The organism is Streptomyces sp. NBC_00377 (assembly GCF_036075115.1).
Lineage (GTDB): Bacteria > Actinomycetota > Actinomycetes > Streptomycetales > Streptomycetaceae > Streptomyces.
In genome coordinates this window covers 553,353-571,650 of sequence record NZ_CP107958.1, presented here as the reverse complement: position 1 = coordinate 571,650, position 18,298 = coordinate 553,353, and the positions used below count along the sequence as shown (strand labels likewise).

Below are 18,298 nucleotides of genomic sequence, written 5' to 3'. Positions count from 1 at the left end.
GACCGTGTGCCGCGTCCGTCGGCTCCACGGTGGCGCGGCTTCGGGCACGGGGCGTGCAGGTCGCGCTCCCCCTCCCACTCCCGTCCCGGGGCCTTCCCCAGCGTCGGACCTCACGCCCGCCGTGCGCAGCACGCGCTCGCGGGCGGGTCGCCGCGGCTTCGGTCCCGGACCACCCGAGAAGGACAACAGGTGATCACTCCTGTCCTCCCCCTGCCGTCCGGCACGTGCGACGCGGGGCGCATGACGTCCGCTCAGCCCGCCGTGACGGCGGCCCCCCACGACCCGGCCACGGTCTGGGCACTCGCCGCCCGAGCCGGCGATCCCGACGCCGTCGACCGCTTCGTGCGTGCCCTGCGCCCGGACGTCGTCCGCTACATCACGTACCTCTCCGCCGACCGCCAACTGGCCGACGACCTCGCCCAGGACACGTTCCTCAGGGCGCTGGGCAGCCTGCACCGGTTCGAGGGACGCTCGTCGGCGCGTACCTGGCTGCTGTCCATCGCGCGCCGCACCGTCGTCGACAGCCTGCGCTACGCGGCGGCCCGGCCGCGATCGGCCGACGTCGACGACTGGACAGCCTGGGCCGAGCGTGCCCAGCCGCGTGACCTGCCGGGATTCGACGACGGCGTTGCCCTGCTCGATCTGCTGGACGCGCTGCCCGCCGAGCGCCGCGAGGCGTTCGTCCTCACCCAGCTGACCGGGCTGCCCTACGAGGAGGCCGCCGAAGCCGGGGGCTGCCCGGTCGGGACGATCCGCTCCCGGGTGGCACGGGCCCGAGCGACCCTCGTCGGGCTCCTCGACGAGGCGGAGGGGACCGGGGCAGGCCCGGCAGCCGTCGCCGCGTGACGAGGCGGGCGCCGGTGCGAGGAGACCGAGGCACACCGGCGCCCTTCCCGCACCCGCCCTTCCCGCACCCGCCCTTCCCGCACCCGCCCTTCCCGCACCCGCCCTTCCCGCACCCGCCCTTCCCGCACCCGCCCTTCCCGCACCCGCCCTTCCCGCACCCGCCCTTCCGGCTTCCCGCCTCCCGGACGAATGCGACGGGGCTCACCGGGCGGCGCTCTCAGGCCGGGTAGGGAGCGGTGTCGCGTGCCGTCCTGAGCGCACCCGCCCACCAGTCCAACTGTTCGAGCAGTGTCTTGGCGTAGGCGGAGCTCTCCGGGGCGAGCGGACGGCCGTCCTCCCACGCGGTGAAGTAGTTCGGAAAGGCGAGACCATCGCGAATCGTCACGGCGTGCAACTCGGTCAGCACGTTCTCCAGGTGCAGTACCGCGTGCCGCCCGCCCGCCGCACCGCCGTAGCTGACGAAGGCGACGGGCTTGGCCGTCCACTGGGTGAAGTGCCAGTCGACAGCCGCCTTCAACGACGCGGGATAGCTGTGGTTGTACTCGGGCGTGACGACGACGAACGCGTCAGCGCCCTCCAGCGCCGAGGTCAGCGGAGCCATTCCGGCCGGACGGGGGTAGTCCTCGCCGGCGAACTTCGGCGACGCCGCGGGAAGCGCCAACGGAATGTCGAAGTCGGCCAGATCGACGACTTCCACAGCGAACCCGCCGTGCACGGCGGCCTGTTCGGCGACCCACGAGGCCACGACCGGGCCGAACCGTCCTTCCCTGACGCTTCCGACGATGATCACCAGTTTGTGCTTGTCGTTCTCCATGCCCACCACGATCAGGCCGCACCGCGGCTCCAGCCAGACCGTGCTCAGGCTGGCCCCCGCAGGGCCAGTCTGAGCACTCCGCGGCCGGCGGGCAGCGCCGTATGCTCCGGACATGGGTACACCGTTGGGGGACTTCGTCCGGGCCAAGCGCGACAGCATCCAGCCGGCGTCACTCGGACTGCCGGATCACGGCCGCCGCCGGTCCCCGGGTCTGCGGCGCTCGGATCTCGCTGCCCGGGCCGGTATCAGCGTCGAATACCTGACCCGCATGGAACAGGGCCGGGACCGCAATCCGTCCGTGGCAGTGGTGAACGCGCTGGCGGATGCGCTCAGCCTCGACACCCCGGAACGCAACCACCTGCGGTACCTCGCGAAGATCACTGGCGGCGCCTGTTCCGCTCACACCCGGCCCGCACCGCCGCGCCGCACCGTGCGTTCGTCGGTCCTGGAGACGCTGCGTCTGCTCGAACCGGGGATAGCCATGGTGACCAACCGGCTCGGTGACGTTCTCGCCCACACCCTCGGCTACGAGGCGGTGACGAGCGGAACGGGACTGCTCGACGCCGACACTCCGAACCTCACGCGCTACGTGTTCACCGACCCCCGGTCCCGCACGTACTTCGCGGACTGGGACGCCGTCGCGGACGAACAGGTCTTCGACCTGTGGCTCGCTCCGTCCGTCGAGAACTCCGAGTGGTTCACCGCGGAGCTGGCCCCCAGCGCGGGCCCTGACTTCACACGCCGTCTGAACCGGCACGTGGTTCCGCAGCGCGGAGAACTCCGCCTCAACCACCCGTCCGGACACGGACTCCGGCTGCTTCGCGAGACGCTCGACCTCTCCTCGGACGCCCAGCAGCTGGTCGTCTTCCTGCCCGCGGACGCAGCAACGGCCCAGGCCGTCGCCCGCCTCGGCTCTCGGCCCCACGGCGGCCTGCGAGCCATCTCCTGACCCGCCCCGGCCGTCGCCGGAAAGACCGCCACCAAAGACAGCCACCGCGAAAAACGGTCCCTCTGCTCCGGCACCCGGACACTGCCACGGTCCCGGGCCACGGTCCCGGACTCTGTGGCCCTGTCCGCGGACGGCATCACCTTCAGGGACGGCGAACTGACGACCGGTCGGGCGGAGGCAGGCCGGCGGAGGCAGGCGGGCGGGCGGAGGCAGGCGGGGCGGGGATCGGACCCGGACCGGGCGCGGCCGGCGTGGTGGGCACGTCCTTCGCCGCGCCGGCCGGAACTCGCGCCGCGGTGGTGCTGCGGTCAGCGGGGCCGGGCGAGCTGCTTGGAGAAGTTCTTCGTCAGGCCCTTGGCCGCCGACGACTACGCGCGCTTGACCGGCGCACTGAGCGACATCGACAAGGCGCTGCGCGAGGCCGCCGACTGACAGGACGCGGACCGTCGGCCCGGAATCGCACGAGGACGCGCTGTCGGAACCGGGTCTTGGCGGTGGGCTCGCCGTTTCCCCGGCCCGCTGCTACCGGCCGTGGAGGCGAACAAGCGAGGGTCGGTGAAACCGAGCCCTTCGCACGCCGGTCCCCCCGCGGCGATCGGCGGAACCCCCGGTCGGCGGTGAGGCCGGCCAGGGGTTGCTGCGCGGTCGGCATGTGTCAGCCGTCGGACTCCGGGGACGGGAGGTAGGCGCCCGGTACGTCGTTCGGTGCGTAGACCTTGCTGTCGCCGGGGTACGGCTTGGTCCAGTTGTGCGTCTGGTACCAGGTGTAGCGGTTCATCTGCGTCGGGTTCGCGTAGTCGGGCACCGCGTGCGGGCCGGTCAGCCTCTGGTGCGACGCCCAGGTTCTCCACTGGGCCGCGAGCTTCAGCTTCGCCGCCGGCACGGTGACGGACGTGGGCGCGGGCGCCGCCTCGGCGTTCTGGGCCGCCGGGGTGTCCGAGCCGCAGGAGGGCTGGGGGCTCACGCCGAGGGTCAGCGAGGTCCGGTTGGGCACCGCGGTGAAGGGCGTGTCGTCCGCCTTCGACGTGAACGCCCCGTACATCGGGGTGGCCGCGCTGTCCAACTGGTTCATCGGGTGGATCCCGAGGATCTGCTCGATGGTGCGGACCATCGTGATCTGGGAGTAGTAGTGGCTGTCGACGGTGCCGTGCTGGGCGTACGGGCTGATGACCTGGACCGGGGCACGGTGGCCGTCGACGTGGTCGAGGCCGGCCTGGGAGTCGTCCTCGACCACGAAGATCGCGGAGTCCTTCCAGTACGTGCTGTGCGAGATCTCGTCGACCATCCTGCCGACCGCGAGGTCGTTGTCGGCGACCTCGGCGGCCGGGTTCGCCGGACCGCCGGTGTGGTCGTTGGAGAACCAGAACATGTTCAGGTTCGCCGGGCCGCTCTTCTCGAAGTCCTGCTTCCAGATCTGTTCCTTGTAGACGTCCGGGACGCCGAGGTCGAACAGCGGGAAGCCCTGCACCGACACCTTGTTCAGCGAGGGGATCGCCGAGCCCGTCTTGATGGGGTAGGCGGTCTGCGCGCCGGTCGCGGCCATGTTCTTGGTGTCGCAGTACAGGTTCTGCCAGGTGGCGTCGGCCGGCTTGGTCTCCAGCGACTGGAACTCGCCGAAGTCCTTGACGGTCTTGCCCGCGGCCTGCGCGCCGGTCCAGATGAACCCGCTCTTCTGGTGGCCGAGGACGTCGTTCTCGGTGTCGTAGCTGCGCGTGTACTCACCGGCGGAGGACTCGGTGTACTCCGGGTTGTCCGACTGCATCAGCCAGTTGTGGCCCTCGGCGGAGTTCGTGCCGATGTCGTAGAAGTTGTCGTACAGCCCGAACCGCTGGGCCAGCGCGTGCTGGTTGGGTGTCACATTGTCGCCGAACTGGGTCAGAGACGGGTTCCCGTCGCCCTGCGGGAGGTCGCCGAAGACCTGGTCGTAGGTCCGGTTCTCCTTGACGAGCAGGAAGACGTGTTTGATCGTCGAGGGGTCGCCGAGCCGTGCCGGGACCGGTACCGGCGTGGCGTGGCTCCGGCCCTGGGCCGTCTTGACGGAGCCGCGGGTCCAGCCGTTCTGCTGGAAGACCTTGACCGTCTGGGACCTGATCACACTGTCGTTGGGCAGGGTGAACTGTGTGAGGCTCGACGTCGTGTCGTGGGTGTTGTGACCGGCGCTGTCGGGACGCAGGGCGTCGACGCCACGGGTGTGGGAGACGACCACCTTCTTGCCGACAGTGGTGATCTCGGAGGGGAAGTAGTCCGTGGGGAGCAGGCCGACGTAGCGGGCCGGCTGCTGCGGGGAGGTGTAGTGGTAGACGGCGACGGCGTTGGCGCGGCCGAGCGTCACCAGCAGCCGGCCGTCCTCGGTGAGGGTCACGGCGTTCGGCTCGTAGCCGACGGAGGCCTCCGGCCAGGGCTGGGTGGCGATGGTCTGGACGACCTTGCCCTTGCGGAGGTCGATGACGGACACGCTGTTGTCGGCCGTGTCGGTGACGAACACGGCGCCCTTCGTCGCATACACCGCGGTCGGGTGCAGTCCTACGGCGATGGTGCCGACGGCGGCGGACGGGTTCGCCGGGTCGATGACGCTGACCGTGCCCGTGGTGCTGGCCCCGGTGGCGGGGTTCGCCGGTACGTCGGTGCCGTACGAGTTGATGGTGGTGTCGCCGGCCTTGGCGGCACGGCCGCCCTCGTTGCTGACGTACAGCTTGCCGCCGGCCAGGGCGATACCGCGCGGGGCGGTGCCCACGGTCCAGCTCTGCTCGATCGTTCCGGTCGCCGCGTCGAGGGCGACGACCCGGTTCTGGCCGTTGACCGCCGCGTACACGGTGGAGCCGTCCGCCGAGAACACCGCCGCGCCCACGAGTGCCTGCCGGGAGCCGACGGCCGCGATCGGGACGGTGGTCGGGTCGGCGAGGGTGCCGTCCGCGTTCACGGTGAACCTGGTGTAGCCGCCTGCCTGGCCCAGCCACAGCTGCTTGCCGTCGGGCGAGTACGTCGGGCCCTCCTGGCCGACGGAGCCGCTGCCGAGGCGCAGGTCGTCGGCCGCGTTGGTGCCGACCTTCTGCTTCACCTGACCGGTCGCCAGGTCCATGATGACGAGGGAGGCGTCGCCGTCGGCGATCGAGGCCGCGAGGTGGGTGCCGTCCGGGCTGACCGTCGACGACATGATCTTGCCGTCGTTGATGACGGTACGGCTGCCGTAGGGCTTGATGTACTGATCGGCGGAGACGACCTGACCGCGGGCGGTGACCTGACCGACCTGCTGGCTGCCGAACTGGTACGTCGACGCGACCGCGGTGCCGGTGACCCCCAGGGCGACGGCGATGCCCGCCGTGACCAGCGTGGTCCGGCGGCCGAGGCGTCTGCCGAAGAGGGTGACCCGCTCCTTGTCGTCAACCCGGCGCTGCCGTGTTACCTGCATGGGACTATCCCTTCGAGGTGGTGTCCAGCAGCTCGACGTTGCCGTCGAACTGCCACAGGGGGTTCGGGGCGTCTCCGGTCGAAGTACGCACCAGGAAATAGCCGTTCACTTCCTTCGGCCCGTCGCCGTCCGCCACGAACCTCCCGTCCGATCCGATGTCGAGCTGGTAGACGGCGGTCCCCGTGACCGGGACGCCGGGCAGATGCCAGCTCACGACGCACCGCCAGTCGTTGCCGGCGCCCTCCTGGGCGCCCTGCCCGTCGCTCTTGGTGCACGCGGCCGTGGCCCGCAGCCGGTCCTCGGTGACGGCGGGACGGTGCAGCTGCGCGGTCTGTAGCCGGTAGAGGTGGGCGAACGCCGTGGCGAGGGACCGCTGGACCTTGTCCTGCTCGATGCCGGAGCCCGTGGACGGGGTCGCGACGGCGACCGCCGCGACGGTCAGGACGGTGAGTCCGGTAAGAGGGAGCAGCCCGAGGGTGAGCGCGCGGCGCCCGGAACCGTCGTAGGCAGGGTTGGTGAAGTCGCGCCGCAGGAACAGCAGATACGCCAGCGCGGTCGCGAGCAGCGCCCACACCAGGCTGACCGCGACGGCGATCAGGAGCGGGCCGAGCTGCGGCGGACTGGTGAACAGGCCGTTCCACGCGATGAAGGCGTAGCCGGGCAGGGCCAGACGCACTGCGACGGGCAGCGGCAGCATCTGGGCGACCGAGGTCGCGAGGGCGAGGAGTGGGGGCAGCAGCAGGCCCGTCGGGGACCGCCCCAGCGCGACCGACCCGAGCAGCCCGATCGCGGCGAGGGCCAGGGTCGGGGCGAGGGCGCAGGCCCAGGCGAGCAGCACCCGGCCGGCGGCGTCCCCCGGTGTCAGCGGACGGCCGTCGAGGCCGACCAGCGGATGGTCACCGACCGTCAGCAGCCCGCCGATCGTGCTGGAGCAGACCAGTCCGGCCACGAGCAGCAGGATGATGGTGAGACTTGCCAGGCACTTCGCCACGAAGATCCGGCGGAGTGAGCGGACCGCGACCAGCAGATGGCGCCAGGTGCCGAGCCGGTCCTCGGAGGCGAACACATCGCCGGCCACGACCGAGGCGAGCAGCGGCAGCGCCCAGGTACCCGCGAAACCGAGCATGACCAGCGGTCCGGCCCACGCCGTGGCGTGCATCCAGCGGCCGAAGAGGGTGTCGGTGGGCAGCGTGCTCTGCGTGCTCACGCCGGCCACGAAGAGTCCCGGCGCGATCCAGCAGACGAGGACCAGGAGCCGGATGCGCCATTGGGAGACCAGCTTGACCAGTTCGAAGCGGTAGCTGCTGGTCACCGGGGTCCGGCGGGCGGAAGCGGCGGGTGCGGTGAAGGCGGGCGCGGTCATCCGTCGGCCTCCCGCTGCTCGGTGAGGGCGAGGAAGGCGGCCTCCAAAGGTGACACCACGGGCGTGAGCTCGCGCACCGCGATGCCCGCGTGGACCAGTCGCGCCACCAGTTCGTCGAGGGCGGGCAGCAACGCGCTGACGACGAACCGTCCTTCGGCGGCGCCGTGCCGTGCCGCGGCGTCGTCGACGAGGTGGATGCCGGCCGTGTCGGCAGCCATCAGGCGGGCTGCCCGGGCGTCGGAGGTGAGCAACCGGTAGCCCAGCTCGCGGTTCTCGGCGGCCAGCTTGCCCAACGGCCCCGAGAACACCACCCGTCCGGTCGCCAGGATCGTGACCTCGGAGCAGAGCGCCTCCAGGTCGTCCATACGATGGCTGGAGAGGACGACACTGGTTCCGTCGGCCGCGAGCTGGTCGAGGACGCCGTGTACGTGCCTCGTGCCGGCCGGGTCGAGCCCGTTGGACGGTTCGTCGAGCACGAGCAGCCGGGGCTTGGTGAGCAGGGCGGCGGCCAGCCCGAGCCGCTGACGCATGCCCAGGGAGAAGCCGCGGGTGCGGTCGTCGGCGACATCGGTCAGCCCGACCCGGTCGAGCACCTCGTCGACTCCCGACGTCGGCGTCTTCCCACCGCGGAGGGCGGCCAGCGCGGCGAGGTTCTGCCTGGCCGTGAGCGCGGGGTAGAGCCCGGGCCCGTCCACGAACCCCGCGACACCGTCGGGAGCGGCGAGCGTCCGCCCCACCGGCGTGCCCAGGATCTCCAGACGGCCGCTGTCGGCGACCGCCAGGCCCAGCAGGAGGCCGAGCAACGTGGTCTTGCCGGCGCCGTTCGGTCCGACCAGACCGTGAATCTGACCCTGCGTCACGTCCAAATCGATTCCGTCGAGCGCGACGACGTCGCCGAAGCATTTACTGATCCCGCGAGCCCGGACTGAAAGGCGTGTGTCCATGCATCCCTCCTTTCGAAGCCTCCAGAGACCTTAGGGACTTCATAACTCGCGGGCGGGAACGGCGGATTGAACGTTGAGAGAACGGGAAAAGACCCGACAGTCATCACCGCTTCGACCTGCTGGAATGCCTCACGCCTTGCCGACGGGGAGGATTGACGCACATTGAGGTCGTGGGATTTCAATCACCGCGACGGATACGCCGATTGCCCACTTCCCGGGTAAGGGTCAAGCAAATTCGCGTACATGGATCACCCAGTGCAAAGCCAGGACAAGGCAAAGCGCGGACGCGCCTGTTTCTCGTCCCCTCGGAACGGAGCCGCTCGACTGCTGTACCGGCGAGGCCGGGGAGCCCATCCTCACCGTCCGGCCCCCTTCGGTCGGTAGGCGGGCCAAGCGCCGACAACCGGTCGGGGCGGGCAATGGGTCCGGCAGCCGGTGCCCGCGAGGTCGGGGGAGCGAGGCTGCGGGGCCGAGAGCGTCTTCGTCGTGGATCGGCCGCCACCGCGCGACGGTTGCGCCCCCGCGGCCCTGTCCGGGGTGTGACCATCCAGGGAGTGGCCTTGTCCGGGGTGGGGTGGCTGGTTTCAGAACATCGCCCGGATGATCCCGACGGTACGTGCCAGGTGCGGTTCGGAGCGGTCGGCGCGGTGGGCGACGGCCAGCTCCACGCGTGCGTCGGACCCGGCCAGCGGCAGGTAGGCGACGCCGTCGAGCGCCAGCGCGGTCACGGGCTCGGGCACGACCGCGACGCCCAGGCCGCCGGCCACGAGCGTCACCAGCGTCGAGGTCTCGCCGACCTCGTGGCGGATGTGCGGCTCGACACCGGCATCGCGAAGAAGGGCCAGTACGACGTCGTACATCACCGACCGGCGGTCGGCGGAGTGCACGATCAGGTCCGCACCGGCGAGGTCCGCGGCGCGCAGCCGTTTCCGGCGCGCGAGGGGGTGGTCGACCGGTACGGCGACGACGAGCCGGTCCCGGCGCAGGGTGCGCAGGGTGAGAGAGCGATCGGCCGCCGGCGGGCGCAGCAGCGCGACGTCGATCGCGCCGGTGCGCAGGGCCGCGACCTGGTCGGGCGCGAGCATCTCGCCGCGGAAGGAGAAGTCGACGCCGGGAAGCTCCTCCGAGAGCCGCCGCGAAAGAGCGGGCAGGAGGCTGTACGTCGCCGAGCCCACGCACCCGATCGCGAGGTGGCCCACCGAGCCGGCCGCGACGAGCCGTGCGTGCTGGGCGGCCTCATCGACGTCGGCGAGGATCGCGCGCGCCCGCTCGAGGTAGGCCCGGCCGGCCTCGGTGAGGTCGACGCGGCGGGTGGTGCGGTGGAGCAGCTCGGCGCCGAGCTCGGCCTCGAGCCGGCGGATCTGCTGGGAGAGCGGCGGCTGGGCCATGTGGAGCCGCTCCGCGGCGCGACCGAAGTGGAGCTCCTCGGCCACCGCCACGAAGTAGCGAAGATGGCGCAGATCCATATGCTGTCCATATCAATCAACGTGAATATGTGTACTTCAGAATATCGCGGCCCGGGGTTAGCGTCGTTGCCATGAGTGCTTTCCTGTACGCCGCGACGCGGACCCCGTTCGGGCGCTTCAACGGCGCGCTGGCCGGCGTCCGCCCCGACGACCTCGCCGCCGCCGCGATCACCTCGACCCTCGCGAAGGTGCCGGACCTCGATCGTGCTGCCATCGCCGACGTGGTGTGGGGCAACGCCAACGGCGCCGGGGAGGACAACCGCAACGTCGGCCGCATGGCGGCGCTGCTCGCCGGGCTCCCGGTGAGCGTGCCCGGCACCACGGTGAACCGGCTGTGCGGCTCGAGCCTCGACGCGGCGATGACGGCCAGCCGCACGATCGAGTCCGGCGATGCCGAGGTGGTGCTGACCGGCGGAGTGGAGTCGATGACGCGTGCGCCCTGGGTGCTGCCCAAGTCGGCGAAGCCGTTCCCGGCCGGTGACGTCACCGCCGTCTCGACCACGCTCGGCTGGCGGCTCGTGAACCCGCGGATGCCGAAGGAGTGGACCGTCAGCCTCGGCGAGGCCAACGAGCAGCTCCACGAGCGCTTCGGGATCTCCCGCGAGCGGCAGGACGAGTTCGCCGCCCGCTCCCATCAGCTTGCCCATCAGGCCTGGGAGTCGGGTTTCTACGACGACCTGGTGGTGCCCGTCGAAGGAGTCGGCCTGACCCGTGACGAGGGCATCCGCGCCGGATCGACGCCGGAGGCGCTGGCCGGGCTGCGGCCGGTCTTCCGTACACCGGAGCAGGGCGGCACCATCACCGCGGGCAACGCCAGCCCGCTCAACGACGGCGCCTCCGCCGTGCTGCTGGGCAGCGAGAAGGCCGCGGCCACCATCGGAACCGACCCGATCGCCCGTATCGCCGGCCGCGGTGTGCTGGCGCTGGAGCCGCAGGCCTTCGGCTACGCCCCGGTCGAGGCCGCGAACCGTGCGCTGGCCCGGGCCGGGATCGGCTGGGACCAGGTGGGCGCGGTCGAGCTCAACGAGGCCTTCGCCGTGCAGTCGCTCGCCTGCCTCGACGCGTGGAAGATCGACCCCGCCCTCGTCAACCAGAAGGGCGGTGCCATCGCGATCGGCCACCCGCTGGGCGCCTCGGGCGGTCGTATCCTCGCCACGCTGGCCAAGGTGCTGCGCGAGACGAAGCAGCGGTACGGCGTCGCCGCGATCTGTATCGGGGTCGGTCAGGGGCTGGCCGTCGTCCTGGAGAACTGCGGCGTCACGGAGACGGCCAAGTGAGCCGGGCGATGGTCGTCGAGAGCGCGGACGCGGCGGTCGCGGGGATCGAGGACGGCTCCACCGTTCTCGTCGGCGGCTTCGGGCTGGCCGGGATGCCGTTCGATCTGATCGACGCGCTGATCCGGCAGGGTGCGAAGGACCTCACGATCGTGTCCAACAACGCAGGCAACGGCGAGGTCGGACTGGCCGCGCTGCTGGCCACCGGCCGGGTGCGCAAGGTGCTCTGCTCCTTTCCGCGCCAGGCCGACTCCTGGATCTTCGACGGCCTGTACCGCGAGGGGAAGATCGAACTCGAGGTGGTGCCCCAGGGCAACCTCGCCGAGCGGATGCGGGCGGCCGGCGCCGGAATCGGCGCGTTCTACTGCCCGACCGCGGTCGGCACGCCGCTGGCCGAGGGCAAGGAGGAGCGTGAGATCGACGGTCGGAAGTACCTGCTGGAGTACCCCATCAGGGGTGACTACGCGCTGATCGGCGCGCACGTCGCGGACACGATGGGCAATCTCGTCTACCGCAAGACCGCCCGCAACTTCGGACCGGTCATGGCCACCGCCGCGACGACGACCATCGTCCAGGTCGGCGAGGTCGTCGAGCCCGGGACCCTCGACCCCGAGGCCGTCGTCACCCCGTCCATCTACGTCGACCGGATCGTCCAGGTCGAGGCCCGTCACTACACCGTGCAGGGGGCACGATGACCACCACATCCCGCGGACGGGCCCACGCCGGGGCGCCGAGGAGCGCCGGTCACCAGCTCTCGATGGGAGAGCTGGCCGCCGTCATCGCGCGCGACATCCCGGCCGGTTCCTTCGTCAACCTCGGTATCGGACAGCCCACCAAGATCGCCGACCACCTGCCCGCCGAATCGGGGGTCGTGCTGCACACCGAGAACGGCATGCTCAACATGGGACCGAGGGCGGAGGGCGACGCCGTCGACCCCGACCTGACCAACGCCGGCAAGGTCCCGGTGACGGAGCTGCCGGGAGCGGCCTACTTCCACCACGCCGACTCCTTCGCGATGATGCGCGGCGGTCACCTCGATGTGTGCGTCCTCGGTGCCTATCAGGTCGCCTTCAACGGCGACCTCGCCAACTGGCACACCGGCAGACCCGAGGACATCCCCGCCGTCGGCGGCGCCATGGACCTCGCCATCGGCGCCAAGGACGTCTACGTGATGATGACCCTCTTCACCCGCTCCGGTGAGCCGAAGCTCGTGCCGCGCTGCGCCTACCCGCTCACCGGAGTCGGCTGCGTCAGCCGTGTCTACACGGACTGCGGCGTCTTCGACGTGGGCCCCGGTGGCATACGGATCCGTGAGACGTACGGCGTCGACGCCCAGGAGCTCGTGGAACGACTCGGCATCGAATGATCCCGCCGGGGGCGCGGCGCCGGTACCGGCCGAACCGGCCGCACTGGTCGGCCCGGTCGGCCGGTGCCCCGCCCGAGGGGTGGTGGCTCCAGCCGCCTGACTCTCCCGTCCGTTGCGGGACTTTCACGACGTCCGGTGCGACTGCCGTGCCCGGAGTCACCGCGGGTGGTGCAGCCAGCGCTGGAGGGCGGCGTTGACGCTGCCGGACAGGGCGCTGAGCTGGTCGATGGCGTCCCGGTCCTCGGGGCGCGGCGGGATCCCGGCCATGGTGAGCGCCGCGTGCAGGTCGAGGCGCCGGTGGTCCCGCGGGCTGAGGGCGAGGTCGAGGCGCTGGGTGGGGTCGGGAGGCGGCAGCAGGTGGTCCGTACCCCGGCCCGAGCCGGCCGGGTCGGGCCAGAAAGTTCCGGCCGCGTCGACGGCGTAGGGGTCGACGTAGCCAAGGGCGGCGCTGTGTTCGGGGGCGGTGGTGGTCACGTTGGTCTCCTCACCGGCGTGTTGCGGTTCTGCGGGTGAGGAGGCGCGGAGAGCCCGCGCCGGTTGCGGTCGGGGCCGTACATCACGCTGACGGCGTCATCGGAGGCTCATCGTCTGGTCCGACCGGTACGAGCCCAAGCCTGACGCCTGGCTCGCCGGGCCCGGGCCGGGCCCGGGCCGGGCCCGGCGATCGGCGCGGATCCACGGGGGAGGGGAGAGGGACTGCGGGCGTCCTGCCGAAGGGCCTGGACGGAGCTCTTTCGCGTCGTGAACCCCTGGGTGGCCGAAGGTGAGTTGGCGATTTCAGCGGGTGCCCCCGACTGATTATGATCTTGTTCATGTCTGTGCAGAGCGCTGAAAAAGCCCTTTCCCGTAAACAGAGACTCCAGGAGAAGCAGCGCCGCCAGTTGGCGGTGGTGGACACCGTGGACAAGGCCGAGGCCAAGGTCCGCAAGGCGGAGGTCGAACTGGCCGTGGCCGTCACCGAGGCGGTGCAGGTGTTCGGTGACGAGCAGTCCGCGTCCGAGGGACTCGACATGCCGGTCGAAGCGATCCGGCGCTTCCTCGGCATGGCACGGGACGAAGCAGCCGGTGCCGACCAGGTGAGCGGGGCCGGGGAAGGATCCTGAACCCGGCGTGTGCGGTGAGCCGTACCGCACGGCGACGACAGGAGGCACGCCGGCGGTGTAAGAGTGACGGTATGTGCGGTCGATACGTATCCACTCGCAGTCCGCAGGAGTTGGCGCCGCTCTTCCAGGTGGCCGACTGGCCTGCGGAAGAGACCCTCGCGCCGAACTGGAACGTCGCCCCGACCGACGACGTGTGGGCCGTCCTCGAGCGCGCCCCGCGGGGCGAGGCGGAGGGTACGGCGGTGACGCGGGAGCTGCGGCCGCTGCGCTGGGGCCTCGTGCCGTCCTGGGCGAAGGACGTGAAGGTCGGCGCACGCATGATCAACGCGCGTGTGGAGACGGTGCACGAGAAACCGGCCTTCCGCCGCGCTTTCACCCGGCGCCGCTGTCTGCTGCCCGCCGACGGCTTCTACGAGTGGCAGCAGGTCGAGGACCCCGGCACCGGGAAGTCGCGCAAGCAGCCGTACTTCATCCACCCGGAGGACGGCCGGTTGATGGCGCTGGCCGGACTGTACGAGTACTGGCGTGACCCGGCCGTCGCCCGGGACGACGACCCGGCCGCCTGGCTGATCACGTGCACGATCATCACCACCGAAGCCACCGACGCGGCCGGCCGCGTCCACCCACGCATGCCGCTGGCCCTCACCCCCGACCACTACGCCGACTGGCTCGACCCGGCCCACCAGGACCCCGACGATCTACGGGCCATGCTCGGCCGGCCCGCGGGCGGCCACCTGAACACCCGAGCCGTCTCCACCGCGGTCAACAACGTCCACAACAACGGCCCTCAGCTCCTCGACTGACGCCCCGGCCCGGGAAGAAACGGCCCCGGAGGCGCCGTAGGGCCGGTCGTCGAGCGGTACGACCCGCGCCCCTCCCGGCCGGTCTCCGGAGCGGGATGCCGCCGGGCAGCCGCATGCCTCCCGTGGGGAGCCGGGAGGCGCGGCGGTGCCTGCCTTCCGCAGAGCGGACGGCAGGGACCAGCAGCGGGATCCTCCTCCGGGGGAAGGTTGAACCCGCACCCACACCATGCACCAAAACCAGCCAGTGGCATAGATCACGGCCGAAACCAGATGTCCGGTCGGCTCGGGTCGGTATCAGTCGCGCCGACCGGCAGGGCGCGGGCCGACAGCGGTGCGATCGGCCGGCCGGAACGGGCAACGGGCTCTCACTCCGGTGACCCTGCCGCGCCGTCGAGGGCTCGCCGGACCTCGGCCGCGGGGAAAGGAGTGCGTTTGCTGTGCTCGAGGAGCCGATGATGGAAGTCGCTGAGGACGATCGCGTGGGGAGCGTGGCGGTCGATGAGCGCGGCGATATCGGGCGGTACGTCGGCGGGCCGGTGCCCGTCGACCCATTGCCGCAGGAAGGCGCCGTGTTCGGTGCCGCCACGAACGCCCTCGGGCAGGTGGTGGTGGAGCAGATGGGTCGGTGCGTAGGAGCGGTCGTACACGAGGTGATCCACGAGGAAGGCGCGCTCCTTCGCCGAGAGTTCGAAGTCGCGGCTCGACGCGAGGCCGAAGTCGGCGAAGTACACCTGCCGGCCGTCGGTGAGGACGTTGGCGAAGTGCGCGTCGAAGTGGACCAGGCCGCGCGCGCTCATGAACTCCGTTCCCCGTAGCAGCGCTTTCTCGACGCGTCGATAAGGCGACTCGTGTCCGGACTCCGGCGGGGCCGTGTCACAGGCGTCACCGAGCCACTCCGCGAGCGTCCGTGGCACATGCTCCAGGAAGAGCACCAAGCTGAACGACGACTTCCCGATGGCCTCGAGCCGGCGGCGCACGGCCGGCGAGCCCTCCCAGTGCGCGACGGCCCCCTCCACGCCCCCGAGCCCGTCGACGAAGCCGACCGGGGGGCTGTCGGGCAGCACCCGCCAGTGATACAGCAGCGGGAAACCCGCGTACTCGTCGTTCAGCACCCAGCCCGTCGTCATGATGTGCGCGGCCAGTTCACGCCAGGCACCGAACCCGGCCGATCCCACCCCGTACTGATAGAAGAGGGGCAGGCCGAACACGTTGCCCGTCGACCGCACGTGCTCCGGCTGCAACTCGAGGTCCGTCAGCGGGACCCGCTTGACGAAGACACGTATGCCGTCGACTTCCATCTGCGCCGCTCTGCCGCCCATGCCCGAGCCCAGACTCGGCGCGGCGGCCACCGCGTCCTCGAGCCGGCGATCGCTGAACAGGGACAGCCGTGTTCCCACGGCCACATGGGCGGACACCCGGGCGGTACGCGCTGGCTGGCTCGTATCCATCCGCCGCTCCCGTCGTTCAACAGGACCGATCCCTGTTGATCACGACAGTCTCACAGCCGTGCCGCCGTGCGGACCAGTCCGGCGAGGGCGAGGGAGCGGCTGTGCGCGGGCCAGGCGATGTGGGTGACGACGGGGGGCGCGTCGGTCACCGGGACGGCGGCGTGCCCGGACCACAGCCAGGCGCGGGAGGACTCGGGGAGGACGGCCACGGTCCGTCCGAGGGCGATCAGCTGGGCCAGCTGCGTCTGGTCGTGGATCTCGGGGCCCGGGCCGGGCGGGTACGTGCCGTCGCCGGGCCAGCGGGCGGGCGGAAGACCGGGGAGGTCGCTGATGTCGGCCAGGGACAGCGTGCTGCGCGCGGCGAGGGGATGCCCGGCGGGCAGGACCGCGATCTGCCCCTCGGTCATCAGCTCCTCGCTGTCGAACCCGGCGAGGGAGTTGAACGGCGTGTACATGAGCGCCACGTCGGCGCGGCCGTCGCGCAGCAGCAACGCCTGCTCGCACAGGCCGCACGGCAGCACCTCGACCTCGGCGGCATCGGGCTCGGCCGCGTAGGCGTCGAGAAGCTTCCGCAGCAGTTCGTGGGACGCGGCGGCCTTCACCGCCAGCACCAGACGGTTGCGGGGGCCGTCCGGACTCCCGGCGCCTCCGGCGCGGCGGGTGCGGCGAGCGGCGGCGGTGGTCGCGTCGAGGGCGGCGCGGCCCTCGTCCAGCAGTACCTCTCCGGCGCCCGTCAGGGCGACACCGCGGCGGTTGCGGTCCAGCAGGGAGACACCGAGGCGCCGCTCCAGCTGCTGGATCGCCCGGGACAGCGGTGGCTGGGCCATGCCCAGCCGCTCGGCGGCGCGACCGAAGTGCAGTTCCTCCGCGACGGCAAGGAAGTACCTCAACTCGCGCGTCTCCAAGGAGTCCATGGCCACAACCCTACCTCGGTGATACCTGGCGGGTATGACAGGAAACCGCATCGGTGTTGGATGCGCCGCCCGTCCACGAGCCACCATCGACGGCATGAGCGAAACGAAGATCGCGCTGGTGACCGGCGCGAACAAGGGAATCGGATACGAAGTCGCGGCCGGGCTCGGTGCCCTCGGGTACCGCGTGGGCGTGGGGGCGCGCGACGAGACCCGGCGCGAGGACGCGGTCGGGAAGCTGCGCGCTGCCGGGGTGGACGCGTTCGGGGTGCCGCTGGACGTGACCGGCGACAGGAGCGTCACCGAAGCCGTGGAACTGGTCGAACGGCAGGCCGGGCGGCTTGATGTCCTGGTCAACAACGCCGGGATCTCCGGCGAGTCGGGTCCGGGGTGGGTACAGGACCCGACCACGCTCGACCTCGACCTGGTACGCACGGTCGTCGAGACCAACGTCATCGGCGTCATCCGGGTGACCAACGCGATGCTGCCGCTGCTGCGGCGCTCGGCGTCGCCGCGCATCGTCAACGTCTCCAGCAGCGTCGCCTCCCTGACCCGTCAGGCGGACCCGAACACCTACCTCGGCCCCGTGATGGCGGCGTACTCGCCGTCGAAGTCGTTCCTCAACGCCGTCACCGTGCAGTACGCCCGGCAGTTCGCCGGTACGGACATCCTGATCAACGCCGTCTGCCCGGGCCTGGTCGCGACCGACTTCAACGGCTTCTACGGGACCCGCACCCCGGAGCAGGGAGCGGCCACAGCCATCCGGCTCGCCACCCTGCCGGACGGCGGCCCGACCGGTTCGTTCTTCGAGGACGACGGCGTCATCCCCTGGTGACCCGGAACGGGTTCCCCGGACCTTCGGCGTTCGGCGGCGGCCGCCGTCAGGGGGCGCACACATGAGGGCCGGCATCGCTTGCGGTGAGGTGCGTCGCCCCACCGATCCGGGGCCCGCGTCCCGCGCCCTGGCGATCAGGCCGGTTGACGGCCTCCGCGACCCGCGCGGCGACCTGGGCGGGTGTGAGGTGGGTGGTGTCGACGACCTCGGCCTCGCCGTGCAGCCATGTGCGGGCCGCCTCGGCGTAGGGCTCGAGGTAGGCGAGACGGAACCGGGAGGGGCCGAGGACGGAGTCCGACTCGATACGCCGGCGCAGGGTGTCCTGGTCGGCGTGGAGGACGAAGTGCCGGACCGGGATGGCGTGTTGCGCGAGACCGGCGCTGATCTCGCGCCAGTACCGCTCGACCAGGACGGTCATGGGCATCACCAGAGTGCCGCCGGTGTAGTCGAGTACGCGACGGGCCGTGTCGACCACGAGCTGCCGCCACGGCGGCCAGTGCTGGAAGTTGTCCGTCGCGGGCAGTCCCGGCGCGATGTCCATGAGGGTCTCGCCGACCTTCTCCGCGTCGAACACCCGTGAATCCGGGATCAGTTGCTGCACGAGTGGACCGGCCGTCGTCTTGCCCGCCCCGTGGGTGCCGTTGAGCCATACGATCATGGCACCCGACGCTAGCGCTGTACCGGTCGCGGGAACCGCCACAGCGGAAATCCGGTACGACTTCGGCTCCCCGTGTAAGAACCGGGCTGCTGCGCGCATTGCTTGGTGA

General features: G+C 71.2%; 16 protein-coding genes and 1 pseudogene. 8 read left to right on the top strand and 9 right to left on the bottom strand.

Going from position 1 to position 18,298, the window contains the following annotated elements; genetic code table 11:
• Nucleotides 1-240: 240 nt before the first annotated feature.
• Entirely contained in the window at nt 241-846 is a 606-nt protein-coding gene (locus OHS71_RS02750; protein WP_328484373.1) for a sigma-70 family RNA polymerase sigma factor, read from the top strand.
• A 217-nt stretch (nt 847-1,063) separates the two neighbouring features.
• Here OHS71_RS02750 and OHS71_RS02745 read toward each other — a convergent pair whose 3' ends face one another.
• Complete coding sequence (locus OHS71_RS02745; RefSeq protein ID WP_328476389.1) at nt 1,064-1,660, bottom strand: NADPH-dependent FMN reductase; 597 nt, start codon at nt 1,658-1,660, stop codon at nt 1,064-1,066.
• Between the two features lie 112 nt (nt 1,661-1,772).
• On the opposite strand from OHS71_RS02745, the gene OHS71_RS02740 reads away from it, so the two are divergent.
• A complete protein-coding gene (locus tag OHS71_RS02740) occupies nt 1,773-2,609 on the top strand; it encodes a helix-turn-helix domain-containing protein (protein ID WP_328476387.1) in 837 nt (278 codons plus the stop codon).
• Between the two features lie 655 nt (nt 2,610-3,264).
• Here the strand turns inward: OHS71_RS02740 and OHS71_RS02735 are convergent.
• The 4 genes from OHS71_RS02735 to OHS71_RS02720 form a co-directional block, all read right to left on the bottom strand.
• Nucleotides 3,265-6,018 (bottom strand): alkaline phosphatase family protein, encoded by a 2,754-nt coding sequence (locus tag OHS71_RS02735; RefSeq protein ID WP_328476385.1) that lies wholly within the window; start codon nt 6,016-6,018, stop codon nt 3,265-3,267.
• A gap of 4 nt (nt 6,019-6,022) precedes the next feature.
• Nucleotides 6,023-7,381, bottom strand: coding sequence for an ABC transporter permease (locus OHS71_RS02730; RefSeq protein ID WP_328476383.1), 1,359 nt, complete (start codon nt 7,379-7,381; stop codon nt 6,023-6,025).
• Nucleotides 7,378-8,325: an ABC transporter ATP-binding protein gene (locus OHS71_RS02725; RefSeq protein WP_328476381.1), complete on the bottom strand. Its 948-nt coding sequence runs from the start codon at nt 8,323-8,325 to the stop codon at nt 7,378-7,380. Before OHS71_RS02725 ends, OHS71_RS02730 begins: the two co-directional genes overlap by 4 nt.
• A 584-nt stretch (nt 8,326-8,909) precedes the next feature.
• Nucleotides 8,910-9,791, bottom strand: coding sequence for a LysR substrate-binding domain-containing protein (locus tag OHS71_RS02720; RefSeq protein WP_328476379.1), 882 nt, complete (start codon nt 9,789-9,791; stop codon nt 8,910-8,912).
• 71 nt (nt 9,792-9,862) lie between these two features.
• On the opposite strand from OHS71_RS02720, the gene OHS71_RS02715 reads away from it, so the two are divergent.
• From OHS71_RS02715 to OHS71_RS02705, 3 genes are read left to right on the top strand one after another with little or no spacing between them, the layout of a single operon-like run.
• Nucleotides 9,863-11,068, top strand: coding sequence for a thiolase family protein (locus tag OHS71_RS02715; protein ID WP_328476377.1), 1,206 nt, complete (start codon nt 9,863-9,865; stop codon nt 11,066-11,068).
• On the top strand, nt 11,065-11,760 hold the full coding sequence (locus OHS71_RS02710) for a 3-oxoacid CoA-transferase subunit A (protein ID WP_328476375.1): 696 nt from the start codon (nt 11,065-11,067) through the stop codon (nt 11,758-11,760). Before OHS71_RS02715 ends, OHS71_RS02710 begins: the two co-directional genes overlap by 4 nt.
• On the top strand, nt 11,757-12,431 hold the full coding sequence (locus tag OHS71_RS02705) for a CoA-transferase (protein ID WP_328476373.1): 675 nt from the start codon (nt 11,757-11,759) through the stop codon (nt 12,429-12,431). Before OHS71_RS02710 ends, OHS71_RS02705 begins: the two co-directional genes overlap by 4 nt.
• 156 nt (nt 12,432-12,587) lie before the next feature.
• On the opposite strand, the gene OHS71_RS02700 is transcribed toward OHS71_RS02705, so the two are convergent.
• Nucleotides 12,588-12,905: a hypothetical protein gene (locus OHS71_RS02700; RefSeq protein WP_328476371.1), complete on the bottom strand. Its 318-nt coding sequence runs from the start codon at nt 12,903-12,905 to the stop codon at nt 12,588-12,590.
• A gap of 338 nt (nt 12,906-13,243) precedes the next feature.
• Between OHS71_RS02700 and OHS71_RS02695 the strand changes: the two genes are divergently transcribed.
• Both OHS71_RS02695 and OHS71_RS02690 read left to right on the top strand, forming a co-directional pair.
• The gene (locus OHS71_RS02695; protein ID WP_328476369.1) at nt 13,244-13,534 is read left to right on the top strand and encodes a hypothetical protein; all 291 of its coding nucleotides are present in this window, start codon (nt 13,244-13,246) and stop codon (nt 13,532-13,534) included.
• A 71-nt stretch (nt 13,535-13,605) separates the two neighbouring features.
• Nucleotides 13,606-14,337 (top strand): SOS response-associated peptidase, encoded by a 732-nt coding sequence (locus OHS71_RS02690; protein WP_328476367.1) that lies wholly within the window; start codon nt 13,606-13,608, stop codon nt 14,335-14,337.
• Nucleotides 14,338-14,702: 365 nt separating this feature from the next.
• On the opposite strand, the gene OHS71_RS02685 is transcribed toward OHS71_RS02690, so the two are convergent.
• Together OHS71_RS02685 and OHS71_RS02680 are read right to left on the bottom strand one after the other, a co-directional pair.
• The gene (locus OHS71_RS02685) at nt 14,703-15,785 is read right to left on the bottom strand and encodes a protein kinase family protein (protein ID WP_328476365.1); all 1,083 of its coding nucleotides are present in this window, start codon (nt 15,783-15,785) and stop codon (nt 14,703-14,705) included.
• A 50-nt stretch (nt 15,786-15,835) separates the two neighbouring features.
• Entirely contained in the window at nt 15,836-16,699 is an 864-nt protein-coding gene (locus tag OHS71_RS02680; RefSeq protein ID WP_328476363.1) for a LysR family transcriptional regulator, read from the bottom strand.
• A 94-nt stretch (nt 16,700-16,793) separates the two neighbouring features.
• On the opposite strand from OHS71_RS02680, the gene OHS71_RS02675 reads away from it, so the two are divergent.
• Entirely contained in the window at nt 16,794-17,531 is a 738-nt protein-coding gene (locus OHS71_RS02675) for an SDR family oxidoreductase (protein WP_328476361.1), read from the top strand.
• Nucleotides 17,532-17,676: 145 nt separating this feature from the next.
• On the opposite strand, the pseudogene OHS71_RS02670 reads toward OHS71_RS02675, so the two are convergent.
• Nucleotides 17,677-18,189: pseudogene (locus OHS71_RS02670) on the bottom strand (ATP-binding protein); the annotation flags it as partial.
• Nucleotides 18,190-18,298 lie beyond the last annotated feature (109 nt).